We start from the raw sequence: 12,416 nt of genomic DNA on the forward strand, positions 1-12,416 counted from the left end.
GTCACATTCCCCCACCCCTCCCCACGCCCGCCAAACCCGCCATTCGGCTAAATTCTTTCCCGCGCGCGCCGGTCTCCCCTCGCCCAGGCGGGCGCGCGCAGGGGGAAAAGCCTTGGCACGCCGGAAAGGCTGGGCTAGACAACGGACCAAAGGGCAACGGGGGCACGGATGAACCTGCATCGCTTGGCAAAAATCGCGCTGATCGGCGGCGTTCTGACCTCTCTCTCCGCCTGCGGGTCGGGGATCGCCAGCGGCGACAGCGGCCTCTTCCGCCGCAATGCCGAACCCTCCATCCCCTCGGAACAGCAGGCCGAACGCCGCGAACGGGCCGAGGCGCAGCGCGCCGCGCTGGAACGCGCGCAGGGTGGCAACGAACGCCGCTCCACCATCTGGGACCTGTTCAGCAACGCCGACGACCCCAACACGACGGTCGAGGTGAACAAGTATCTCTGGGTCGCCGCGCAGGACGTGCTGAACTTCCTGCCCATCGAATCGGTCGACCCCTTCACCGGCGTCATCGTCACGGGCTATGGCACCCCCCCCGGCGGCGGCCGCGCCTATCGCGCGACGATCTATGTGCAGGACCCGGCGCTTGACGCGCGCAGCCTGAAGGTGGCGCTGCAATCGCGCGGCGGCGGCGCGGTCGATCCCGGCACCGTCCGCGCGGTCGAGGATGCGATCCTCACCCGCGCCCGCCAGCTGCGGATTCAGGACAGCAAGCTCTAACCCACCGCCTTCCCCGGCTGGACCTTCCCCGCGCGCCTTGTATAACGGCGCGCGAATGGAACGCTTGGGGACAGATGATGTCGCGCTACGAACCCGCCACGATCGAAAAGAATTGGCAGGACGCATGGGAGGCGGCAAATGCCTTCCTCGCGCGGCGCGACCCGGCAAAGCCCAAATATTACGTGCTGGAGATGTTCCCCTATCCGTCGGGGCGCATCCACATGGGACACGTGCGCAACTACACGATGGGCGATGTGGTGGCGCGGCAGAAGGCGGCGGCGGGGTATTCCGTCCTGCACCCCATGGGCTGGGACGCCTTCGGCATGCCCGCCGAAAACGCCGCGATGGAACGCGGCGGGCACCCCAAGGATTGGACCTACGGCAACATCGCCGACATGCGCGCGCAGATGAAGCCGCTGGGCCTGTCGATCGACTGGAGCCGCGAATTCGCAACCTGTGATCCGGAATATTACGGCCAGCAGCAGGCCATGTTCATCGACATGCTGGAGGCGGGCCTCGTCTACCGCAAGAATGCCGTGGTGAACTGGGACCCGGTCGACATGACGGTCCTCGCCAACGAACAGGTGATCGACGGCAAGGGCTGGCGCTCCGGCGCGGCGGTCGAACGGCGCGAACTGACGCAGTGGTTCTTCAAGATCTCCGACTATTCCGAAGACCTGCTGAACGCGCTGGACGGGCTGACGAACTGGCCCGAAAAGGTGCGGCTGATGCAGGCCAACTGGATCGGCAAGTCGCGCGGGCTGCAATTCGCCTTTGAAACCGTCGGCGCACCGTCCGGCTTCGACAGGCTGGAGGTCTACACCACCCGCCCCGACACCTTGATGGGCGCAAGCTTCGCCGCCATCTCCGCCGATCACCCCTTGGCCAAGGCGCTGGAGCATGACCCCAAGGTCGCGGCCTTCGTCGCCGAATGCCGCAAGGGCGGCACCTCCGCCGAGGAAATCGAGACGGCGGAAAAGATCGGCTACGACACCGGCATCCGGGTGAAACACCCGCTCGACCCGTCATGGGAACTGCCCGTCTGGATCGCCAACTTCATCCTGATGGATTACGGCACCGGGGCCATCTTCGGCTGCCCCGCCCATGACCAGCGCGACTTCGACTTCGCCACGAAATACGGCCTGCCGATCAAGGCCGTCTTCGTGGCCGAAGGGGAACAGGACGCCCCCCTGACCGAAGCCTTCGTCCCGATGAAATCCGAGCGCGTCACCTATGTGCGCGGTTTCGCGGGGGCCACCACCCAGACGGGCGAAGAGGCCATCGCCGCCGCCATTTCCCACGCCGAAACAAACGGCTACGGCAAGGGCGTCACGAAATTCCGCCTGCGCGACTGGGGCATCAGCCGCCAGCGCTATTGGGGCTGCCCCATCCCCGTCGTCCATTGCGCCACTTGCGGCGTCGTGCCGGAATCCAAGGCCAACCTGCCCGTCAAGCTGCCCGATGACGTCACCTTCGACGTCCCCGGCAACCCGCTGGACCGCCACCCGACATGGCGCGATTGCACCTGCCCGAAATGCGGCGCCAAGGCCCGGCGCGAGACGGACACGATGGACACCTTCGTCGATTCGTCCTGGTACTACGCCCGCTTCACCGCGCCGCGCGCCAGCACGCCGACCGTGGCAGAGGATGCCGATTATTGGATGAACGTCGACCAGTACATCGGCGGGATCGAGCATGCGATCCTGCACCTCCTCTATTCCCGCTTCTTCGCCCGCGCGATGGCCAAGACCCATCACCTGCCCGCGAAGGCGGTGGAGCCGTTCAACGCGCTCTTCACCCAAGGGATGGTGACGCACGAGATCTACCTGACGCGCGATGCCAATGGCCGCCCGGTCTATCACTTGCCGGAGGACGTGATCCGCTCCGACGCGGGCGCGACGCTGAAGGACGGCACGGCGGTGGAGATCATCCCCTCGGCCAAGATGTCGAAATCCAAGAAGAACGTCGTGGACCCGATGAACATCATCGCCCAGTTCGGTGCCGATACCGCCCGCTGGTTCGTGATGTCCGACAGCCCGCCCGAACGCGACGTGGAATGGACGGCATCAGGGGCCGAGGCCGCCTTCAAGCACCTCTCCCGCGTCTGGCGCATCGCGGATGAAATCGCCAAGGCCGATACCCCCGCCAACGCGACAGAGGATACCGCCCTCGCCCGCGCCACCGCAAAGGCCATCGACGAGGTGACGAAGGGTATCGAGGGATTCGCCTTCAACAAGGCCATCGCGAAACTCTACGAATTCACCAACACCGTGCAGCGCTCGCAGGCCGGCGCGCAGGCGAAGCGTGACGCGATGCGCGTCATGGCGCAGCTCATGCAGCCCATGACCCCGCATCTGGCCGAGGAGGTCTGGTCGATGCTGGGCGGCGCGGGCCTCGTCACCCTCGCCCCTTGGCCCAAGACCGACCCGGCCCTGCTGGTCGAGGATGAGGTGACGCTTCCCATCCAGATCAACGGCAAACGGCGGGCGGAAATCACCGTTCCGAAGGATATGCCCGCAACCGAGGTTGAAAAGATCGCCCTCGCAGACGAAGCTGTGGTCAAGTTCCTCGCCGGTCAACCGGTGAAGAAGATCATCGTCGTGCCGGGGCGTATCATCAATGTCGTCGTCTGACCGCCGCCTCTTCCTTCTGGGCCTTGCCGCCCTGCCCCTTGCCGCCTGCGGCTTCACCCCCGCCTACGGGCCAGAGGGCGGGGCGGGCCGCCTGCGCGGGCGCGTCGCCGTGCAGGCCCCCACGACACGGCAGGATTTCGACTTCACCGCCCGGCTCGAATCGCGCCTCGGGCGGGGCGAGGCCCCGGCCTATGACCTTGCCTATACGATCAACGCCACCCGCCAGTCGGGCGGGATCACGGCGGCGAACGAAACCACCCGCTACACCCTGCGCGGCACCGCCGACTGGACGCTGACGGACCGCGCCACCAATACCCGCGTCGCGGGCGGCACGGTCAGCGCCTTCACCTCATGGTCGGCCACCGGCACCACCGTCTCGGGCCTCGCGGCCGAGGATGACGCCGCGCGCCGCCTCGCCGTGATGCTGGCCGATCAGGTGATGACCCGCCTCCTCGCCGCCGCGCCCAAGCTTTCCCCATGATCCTGAAAGGGGCCGAGGCCGCGCGCTATTTCGCCCGCCCCGATCCGGGCAAGCCCGCCCTCCTGATCTTCGGGGCCGATCCCATGCGCGTGGCGATCAAACGGCAGGACGTCATCGCCGCCCTCATCGGCCCGCAGGGCGAATCGGAAATGCGCCTGACCCGCATCCCCGCCGCCGACCTGCGCAAGGACGCGGCCCTCCTCTCCGACGCGATCAAGGCGCAGGGCTTCTTCCCCGGCCCCCGCGTGGCCTTCGTCGAAGACGCGACCGACAGCCTCGCCCCCACCCTGTCCAACGCCCTGCAGGACTGGCGCGCGGGCGATGCCACCATCATCGTCACCGCAGGCAGCCTCACCGCCAAATCCGCGCTGAAGACGCTGTTCGAAAAACACCCCTCCGCCATCTGCATCGGCCTCTACGACGACCCGCCCACCCGCGAGGAAATCGAGGACGCGCTCCGCAAAGCCGGCCTCACCGCCATCGACCGCGAGGCGATGACCGACCTCACCGCGCTGGCCCGCACGCTCGACCCCGGCGATTTCCGCCAGACGCTGGAAAAGATCGCCCTCTACAAACACGGCGACAGCACGCCCCTGACCCCGGCCGAGATCGCCGCCCTCGCCCCCGCCACGGTCGAGACAGAGGTGGATGACCTCATCGCCGCCGTCGCCGACCGCAAACCCGAAGCGATCGGCCCCCTCCTCCGCCGGCTGGAGGCGCAGGGAACGCAGCCCGTGGGTCTCTGCATCGCCGCGATGCGCCATTTCCGCGCCCTCCACGCCGCCGTAAGCGAACCGGGCGGCGCGGCCTCTGCCCTCGGTCGGATGCGGGGCATCAACTACAAGGCCCGCGACGCGATGATCCGGCAGGCCAACCACTGGTCGCAGAAGAAACTCGAAGATGCCATCGCCCATCTGGTGGAAACCGACCTCACCCTGCGCTCCGCCTCCCGCGCGCCCGCCATGGCGGTGATGGAACGCGCGCTCCTGAAACTCGCCTGGACCCGTGGCTAGGTCGCATACGGCAGGCCGAAGGTCCGACCCGCGCTATCGCGGGCAGGCCCCATGCGCCACCTTTGCCCCACCCCGCATAGGTCGCACCCGATGAACCCCTTCCGCCCCTTCGGTCCCGCCATGCCCGCGCCCCACCTGCGCGAGGCGCTGCGCGCCGCCCTTGGCGCGGGCCTTGGCCTTCTGGCCTGCGATGCCCTGCTCTGGATGGTGACCCCCGGCGCCGAGGTGGGGCAGATGCTGCTCGTCGCGCCCTTCGGCGCATCGGCCTTCCTCGTCTTCGCCGTTCCCAACAGCCCGCTCGCACAGCCCTGGTCGGTCGTGATCGGCAACACGCTTTCCGCGCTGGTGGCCATCGCGACCGTCGACATCCTCATCGCGCCCCTCATCGCCGCGCCGGTGGCCGTCCTGCTGGCCATTCTCGCCATGGCGGCGGCACGCGCCTTCCACCCGCCCGCCGGGGCGGTGGCCCTTGCGACCGTCCTTGCCGCCTCAGGCCCCGGCTTCCCCGGCCTCTCCTTCGCCCTGCTGCCCGTCGGTGCCGGGTCCGTCGCCCTGGTTCTGGCCGGCGTCATATGGAACCGCGCCACGGGCCGCCACTACCCCTTCCGCCAGCCCGTGGCCCCCACGACCGAACCCCCTGCCAGCCGCCGCCTCGGCCTGACCGCACAGGAACTGGCCGATCTGCTGGATCGCCTGCGCATGGCCCCGAACATCGGGGTGGAGGATCTCGCCCGCGTCCTCACCGCCGCCGAGACAGAGGCCGCCGCCCATCATCTGGGCGACCTCGTCGCCACGGATGTGATGTCGCGCGACCTGCAAACCCTCGATGCCGGGGACGACCTCGCCACCATGGCCGAAAGCTTCCGCCGCCACAGGTTCAAGACGCTGCCCGTCCTCGAATCGGGCCTCTACCACGGCATCGTCGATCAGGCCGCGCTTCTGGGCCGGACCGACCCTGCCCTCACCGCCGCCGATCTTGCGGCGGATGTCCCCACCCTGCCCCCTTCGGCAAACATGGCAGACCTGATGACCTTGCTTGCCGATGGCGGCCAGCAGGCCGTGCCCATCACCGATGGCGCGCGGCTTCTGGGCCTTGTCACAAGGTCCGACATGGTCGCCCTGCTCTCGGCCCGGCTGCGCGAAGGCTAGGGCCATGCCCGCGGTTGCGGGCAATCCCGCCCTACCAGCAGCAGAAACCGCCATCGACCAGAAGGTCTACCCCGGTCACGAAGCTTGCGGCATTCGACAGCAGGAACACCGCCGGCCCCACCATCTCATCCACCGTCGCCATCCGCTGCATCGGGGTCTGTTCCTCGAACAGCTTCGTCTGGTGAACCATCTCGGGCCGCGTGTTCATCGGGGTGGCCGTATAGCCGGGGCTGATCGTGTTGACCCGGATGCCGCGCCCGACCCATTCCATCGCCATCGACTTCGACATATGGATCACACCCGCCTTCGAGGCGTTGTAATGGCACTGCATCAGCCCGCGGTTCACGATGACGCCGGACATCGAGGCGATGTTCACGATGGACCCGCGCCCGTTGCGCAGCATCGCCCGCGACTCCGCCTGACAGGACAGGAAGACGCCCTTCAGGTTGATGTCCATCATCGTCTGGAACTGGCTTTCCTCCATCTCTTCGGCGGGATTGGCATTCGCGATGCCCGCCGCGTTCACGGCAAGCGTCAGCGGCCCCAACTCCGCCTCGGTGCGCGTGACGGCGGCATTCAGCGCCTCGCCCGAGGTGACATCCGCCGCGATCTGGATGCTGCGCCGCCCCGCCGCGGCGATGGCCGCCGCCGTATCGGCAAGGCCGCCATCGGTGCGGCGGTCCAGCAAGGCCACATCCGCCCCGCATTGCGCAAGGCCGATGGCAATCCGCTGGCCGATCCCGCTGCCTGCGCCCGTGACAAGGGCCACCTCCCCACCAAGGTCGAACAACTTCGGAGCATTCAGAGTGATGCCGGACATGTCTGCACTTTCTTCGTTCAAAGCGTTGCGAGTTCCATCACGGACACGTCATTCGCGTCCTTGCGATCCAGTATCCCGGCCTGCCTGCCCTGCGCCATGACCATGATCCGGTTCGAGACGCCAAGCACCTCCTCCAGATCGGAACTGACGACGATGACAGAAACTCCGTCCCGGGCCAGATCCATGATCAGCTCATAGATCGACGACCGCGCGCCGACATCGATCCCCCGCGTCGGTTCGTCCAGAACTACGACACGCGGCTTGCGGGCCAGCCATTTCGCCAGCACCACCTTCTGCTGGTTGCCCCCGGACAACTCGCCCGCATTCTGCGCGGCCTGCCCCTTCACCCCGAACCTGCGGATGAACCCGTCGGCAAAGGAGAAGAGCTTGCGATTGGTGATCCAGCCCGTTCTGGTCAGATCGTCCAGATTGGCATAACCGATGTTCTCGGCGATGGAATGGTCAAGCACCACGCCCTGCAGCTTGCGGTCCTCGGGCACCAGAACCATCCCGTTCCGGATGGAATCGCGCGGGGACCGCGGGGTGATGTCCTTCCCGTCCAGCCGGACGCTGCCCTTCAGGATGGGGTCGGCACCCGTCAGCGCACGGACAAGCTCCGTCCGGCCGGCCCCCATCAGGCCCGCGATCCCGAAAACCTCGCCCTTGCGGACCGAGAAACTGACATCGCGGAACCTGTCCTCGGGCGACGACAACCCCGTCACCTCCAGCATCACCTCGTCCGACGGCGCGGGAATGGCCGGGAACATCCGTTCCAGCGACCGACCGACCATCGCCTCGACGATGGTCCGCACCGGCACATCGCCCCGGTCGAATTCCTGCACCTTCGCGCCGTCCCGCATCACGACGATCCGGTCGGCGATCTGGCGGATCTCCTCCAGACGGTGCGAGATGTAGATGATCCCCACCCCTTCGGATTTCAGACGCTCGATCTGCCGGAACAGAAGCTGCGTCTCCTCGCCGCCAAGGGCGGCGGTCGGTTCGTCAAGGATCAGCAGCCGCGCATTCAGCGTCAGCGCCTTGGCGATCTCGATCAATTGCTGGTTGGCCGTCGACAGCCCCTCGACGATTCGCGACGGCGGGATATCAAGACCCAACCGCTTCAGGCCGGATTGCGCCCGTTCCTCCATCGCCTTGCGGTCGATCCGGCCCCCCTTCATCAGGTAGCGGCCGACAAAGACATTCTCGGCGATCGAAAGTTGCGGCAGCAGCTTGAGTTCCTGATGGATCATGCCCACGCCCGCATCCATCGCCTCGCGCGGCGTGGCAGGGGCGTAGGCCGCCCCAAGCCATGTCATTTCGCCCGAAGAGGGCTGCACGGTGCCGGAAATGACATTCGACAATGTCGATTTACCGGCACCGTTCTCGCCCAGCAGCGCCACAACCTGCCCCGGATGGATATCCAGATCGACACCGTGCAGAACCTCGATGGACCCGTAGGATTTCCGGATGCCGCGAAGGGACAGGATCGGTGTCGACGTGGTCATGGCGCTGCTGCCTTTCCGCAGATTACGGGTGGTTGGCCACGAATTCGGCGGCGTTGTCGCAGGTGGTCAGCACGGCCTCGGAGACCTGGCTTTCCGGAACTTCCTGACCGGAGGCGACGGCAATGGCCGAGTCGACGGCCAGAACGCCCATGCGACGGGTGCTCTGGGTCGCCGTCACGACGAAGGGCCCTTCGCATTTCGCCAGATATTCCAGCGCGGACATGTCGCCGTCATAGCCGCCGATCACCACCTTGTCGGACAGGTTGGCCACGTCCACCGCCTTGGCGGCGCCCATCGCGATGCCGTCGGCCTGACCGAAGATCATGGTGATGTCCGGATTCGCCGTCAGCATGTTCTGGGTGATGGCAAAGCCCTCGTCGGCCGACCAGCGCTCGGTCCACTGCTGATCCACCAGTTCGACGCCCGCATTCTCCTCGATCGCCTTCATGCAGCCCGCGGTGCGGTCGATCTCGGGCGTGGTGCCCTTCTGGCCGTGGATGATGACCATCTTGCCGCTGCCCCCGGCGCGCTTGATGATCTCGCTGCACACCTGGTAGGACGAATTCACACCCTCGCCGCCGATGAAGGTATCGCCCGGCTCGCCTTCCGGAAAGCGGTCTACGTTGATCACCGGGATGCCGGCCTCGCGCGCAAGGCGGGTCGGCACGGCGGCGGCGGCGGCACCGGCCGGGATGTAGATGAAGGCGTCGATGCCCTGCGTCATCAGGTCCTGCACCTGGCTGACCTGCGTGGCGGTGTCGTTCTTGGCATCGACGACGATCACCTCGATGCCCTTCTCCTTGGCATAGTTCTCGACGCCCAGCTTGATCTGGTTGAAGAAGTCCGCCTGCAGGTTCGGCACCGCGAGACCGATCTTCGAAACGCCTTCCGCCGATGCCCCGACGGGCGACAACAGAGCCGCACATGCAGTCGCGGCCATCAGCACCTTCTTGAGTTTCATGTTTCTCTCCTCCGACATGAAATTGGGGCGTCCGGTTGGCGGCAGGCCCCTCCCTGTTCGACGTCCGTCATCGGCCGTCGTCTTCCATCCCGGGCCGCGACCCCGCCGCCCGGAGAATTCCGTCACCTGCGCTTGCGGAAGGTCTCCGCCGTCACCGCCAGCACGATCACCAGCCCGATGATCACCTGCTGCATGAAGGGCGACACGCTGAGCAGGTTGAGCCCGTTGCGCAGCACCCCGATGATCAGGACGCCGATGATGGTGCCGCCGATGCCCCCGGTCCCGCCCGAAAGCGAGGTCCCCCCGATCACCACCGCCGCAATCGCATCCAGCTCATAGCCCACGCCCGAGGACGGCTGCACCGAGTCGAGCCGCGCCCCGAGGACAACCCCCGAAAGCCCCGCAAGCACGCTGCACACCACATAGACCATGATGGTCATCAGCGTGACATTGATCCCGGCCAGACGCGCCACCTCCGGATTGCCGCCGATGGCATAAAGCGCGCGTCCGCCATAGCGATACCGCTGATAGAGGATGGCCAGCACGAACACGATCAGCATCAGCGCAACCGTCAGCGTCAGGAACCCGCCATAGCGCACGATGGCCGAAAGGTTGAACCAGGACGGAAAACCGATGATCTGCTGCCCGTTCGTGATCATGCTGGCAAGGCCGCGCGCGATCGACATCATGGCCAGCGTCGCGATGAAGGCCGGCACGTTGAACCGTGTGATCAGTATGCCCGCCACCAGCCCGTTCAGCGCGGCCACGCCCAGCGCGGCGGGAATCGCGATCCCCATCGACAGCCCCGCCTCGACATGCAGATAGCCCATCACCATCATCGTCAGGGCCATCACCGACCCGACGGCCAGATCGATCCCGCCGATCAGGATGACAAAGGTCATGCCGACCGCCATGATCCCCAGAACCGTGATCTGGTCGAGGATGTTGAGGAAGTTCCGGACGGAAAAGAAGGTATCGGTCCAGAAGGTCAGGAACAGGCACAGCAGGATCAGGCCGATCAGCGGCCCGGTGGCACCCCTCAGCGACCCCAAGAACCGGATGCCGCCCGTGTCGGTCCGCCCCTGCGTTTCTGTCGTCATGGCGCCCGCCCTCCCTGCAGCCCCTCCACATGCACCAACAGCATAAATATTCACAGTCGGTTGATAATGCGTAGCGTATCGGCAGAATGGCTGTCAATCATCTTCTTTGTGTCGACACATGCCGCCACACCCCCTTTCACTCTTGACATGGCCCCTATGCTGGCAACTATATTACATGCTGTATATTTATTCACACGGGGAGCCCCATGCAGCCGAACGATCTCGAGCGCATCGCCCAACAGATCCGCCTGCGTGATCTGGAGGCCGTCCATGAGGCTGGCGCCGGCCATATCGGCGGCGAGATGTCCGCCATCGACATCCTGACCGCCCTTTATTTCCGGGTGCTGCGGGTCTGGCCGGATCAGCCGAAACACCCCGACCGGGATCGATTCGTCCTGTCCAAGGGGCATGTCGCGCTTGCCCTCTATGTCACGCTGGCCAAACGCGGCTTCATCCCCGAAGAGGAAATCCACACCTTCCTGAAACCGCATTCGCGCCTGAACGGGCATCCGAACTGCAACAAGGTGCCGGGGGTGGAAACGAATACCGGGCCGCTGGGCCATGGCCTGCCGGTCGCCGTGGGTATGGCAAAGGCGGCCAAGCTCCTTGGTGCGGGATACCGCACCTTCGTCCTCACCGGCGACGGCGAGATGCAGGAGGGCTCCAACTGGGAGGCCATCAGCGCCGCCGCCCAGTTCGGCCTCGACAACCTGACCCTCATCATCGACCACAACCGCTTCCAGCAGGGCGCGGCCCTGAAGGATACCAACGACCTCGCCCCCTTCGCGCCGAAACTCGCCGCCTTCGGCTGGGACGTGACCGAAATCAACGGCAATGCCATGGCCGAGATCGTCCCCGCCCTCGAAAAGCGCACGGGGCGGCCCCATTGCATCGTCGCCCATACCAACAAGGGGCACGGCATCTCGTTCATGCAGGACCGGGTGGACTGGCACCACCGCGTGCCGAATGCCGAGCAATTCCAGATCGCGCGCGCTGAACTTTCGGAGACCCTGTGATGAACGCCGTCACCACCCCCGCCAAACTGCACGACTGCCGCGATGCCTTCGTGGCGGTGCTGGAACGCCTTGGCGCCGACAATCCGAAAGTGGTCGCCGTCTGCAACGACTCTGTCGGATCGTCGAAACTCGGCGGATTCAAGTCGCGCTTTCCCGAACGCCTCGTGAATGTGGGCATCGCCGAACAGAACATGGTCGGCGTGGGGGCCGGTCTGGCGAATGGCGGGCTGCTGCCCTTCGTCTGCGGCGCGTCCTGCTTCCTCACGGGGCGCTCGCTGGAACAGGTCAAGGCCGACATCGCCTATTCCAATGCCAATGTGAAACTGGTCGGCATCTCCTCTGGCATGGCCTATGGCGAACTCGGCCCCACCCACCATTCCATCGAGGATTTCGCCTGGACGCGGGTCCTGCCGAACCTCCCCGTTATCGCGCCCTGCGATTCGATCGAGACAGCCGCCGCCGTGGAATGGGCCGCTCGCCATCCCGGCCCCGTCTTCCTGCGCCTCTCGCGCGTGGGCGTGCCGGATCTCCTTCCCGAGGGGCATGTCTTCGAACTGGGCAAGGCCAATCTCCTGCGGGACGGCGATGCGGTCACGCTGATCGCCAACGGAACCCTGACGCACCGCATGATGAAGGCCGCCGACATCCTCGCCGCGCAGGGGATCGAGGCGCGCGTTCTGAACATGGCGACGGTCCGGCCCATCGACGTCGATGCCGTCGTCGCCGCCGTCCGCGATACCGGCGCGATCCTGACCGCCGAGGAACATTCCACCTTTGGCGGTCTCGGCTCTGCCATCGCCGAGGTCGTCGTGGCCGAGGCTCCTGCTCCGATGAAGGTGCTTGGCGTTCCCGGCATCTTCGCGCCCACCGGATCGGCGGAATTCCTGCTGGATGAATTCGGGATGTCCCCGGCCGCCGTGGCCGATGCCGCGCGCACGCTGATCGCCCGCAAACCCGGCCGCGCCTGAAAGGGCCGCGGCCAGCCGGGGCGCGGCCTCCCTCCCGTGGCCGC

11 protein-coding genes are annotated in these 12,416 nt (G+C 66.3%); 7 read left to right on the forward strand and 4 right to left on the reverse strand.

Going from position 1 to position 12,416, the window contains the following annotated elements:
- Positions 1-168 precede the first annotated feature (168 nt).
- From TabM4_RS18555 to TabM4_RS18575, 5 genes are all read left to right on the forward strand, one after another.
- Positions 169-726, forward strand: a complete 558-nt coding sequence (locus tag TabM4_RS18555; RefSeq protein ID WP_434615849.1) for a DUF3576 domain-containing protein — start codon at positions 169-171, stop codon at positions 724-726.
- A 77-nt stretch (positions 727-803) separates the two neighbouring features.
- Complete coding sequence (gene leuS, locus TabM4_RS18560; protein WP_434622171.1) at positions 804-3,359, forward strand: leucine--tRNA ligase; 2,556 nt, start codon at positions 804-806, stop codon at positions 3,357-3,359.
- Positions 3,346-3,840, forward strand: a complete 495-nt coding sequence (lptE, locus tag TabM4_RS18565) for an LPS assembly lipoprotein LptE (protein ID WP_434615852.1) — start codon at positions 3,346-3,348, stop codon at positions 3,838-3,840. Before leuS ends, lptE begins: the two co-directional genes overlap by 14 nt.
- Entirely contained in the window at positions 3,837-4,853 is a 1,017-nt protein-coding gene (holA, locus tag TabM4_RS18570) for a DNA polymerase III subunit delta (protein ID WP_434615854.1), read from the forward strand. The genes lptE and holA overlap by 4 nt, the downstream gene beginning before the upstream one ends.
- A 90-nt stretch (positions 4,854-4,943) precedes the next feature.
- Positions 4,944-6,002 (forward strand): HPP family protein, encoded by a 1,059-nt coding sequence (locus tag TabM4_RS18575; protein WP_434615857.1) that lies wholly within the window; start codon positions 4,944-4,946, stop codon positions 6,000-6,002.
- A 31-nt stretch (positions 6,003-6,033) separates the two neighbouring features.
- On the opposite strand, the gene TabM4_RS18580 is transcribed toward TabM4_RS18575, so the two are convergent.
- The 4 genes from TabM4_RS18580 to TabM4_RS18595 all read right to left on the reverse strand — a co-directional run bounded on the left by TabM4_RS18580 (position 6,034) and on the right by TabM4_RS18595 (position 10,388).
- On the reverse strand, positions 6,034-6,822 hold the full coding sequence (locus tag TabM4_RS18580; protein WP_434615860.1) for an SDR family oxidoreductase: 789 nt from the start codon (positions 6,820-6,822) through the stop codon (positions 6,034-6,036).
- Between the two features lie 17 nt (positions 6,823-6,839).
- Positions 6,840-8,327 carry a sugar ABC transporter ATP-binding protein gene (locus TabM4_RS18585; RefSeq protein ID WP_434615862.1) on the reverse strand — a complete coding sequence of 496 codons (1,488 nt, stop codon included), beginning with the start codon at positions 8,325-8,327 and terminating at the stop codon, positions 6,840-6,842.
- Between the two features lie 22 nt (positions 8,328-8,349).
- Complete coding sequence (locus TabM4_RS18590) at positions 8,350-9,288, reverse strand: substrate-binding domain-containing protein (protein WP_434615864.1); 939 nt, start codon at positions 9,286-9,288, stop codon at positions 8,350-8,352.
- Between the two features lie 122 nt (positions 9,289-9,410).
- Positions 9,411-10,388: an ABC transporter permease gene (locus TabM4_RS18595; protein ID WP_434615867.1), complete on the reverse strand. Its 978-nt coding sequence runs from the start codon at positions 10,386-10,388 to the stop codon at positions 9,411-9,413.
- A 206-nt stretch (positions 10,389-10,594) separates the two neighbouring features.
- Between TabM4_RS18595 and TabM4_RS18600 the strand changes: the two genes are divergently transcribed.
- Together TabM4_RS18600 and TabM4_RS18605 are read left to right on the forward strand one after the other, a co-directional pair.
- A complete protein-coding gene (locus TabM4_RS18600) occupies positions 10,595-11,404 on the forward strand; it encodes a transketolase (RefSeq protein WP_434615870.1) in 810 nt (269 codons plus the stop codon).
- Positions 11,404-12,372, forward strand: a complete 969-nt coding sequence (locus tag TabM4_RS18605) for a transketolase family protein (RefSeq protein ID WP_434615873.1) — start codon at positions 11,404-11,406, stop codon at positions 12,370-12,372. Before TabM4_RS18600 ends, TabM4_RS18605 begins: the two co-directional genes overlap by 1 nt.
- The last annotated feature ends 44 nt before the right edge of the window (positions 12,373-12,416 follow it).

Origin of the sequence: Tabrizicola sp. M-4, from assembly GCF_051132405.1 — a bacterium.
Classification (GTDB): Bacteria; Pseudomonadota; Alphaproteobacteria; order Rhodobacterales; family Rhodobacteraceae; genus Paragemmobacter.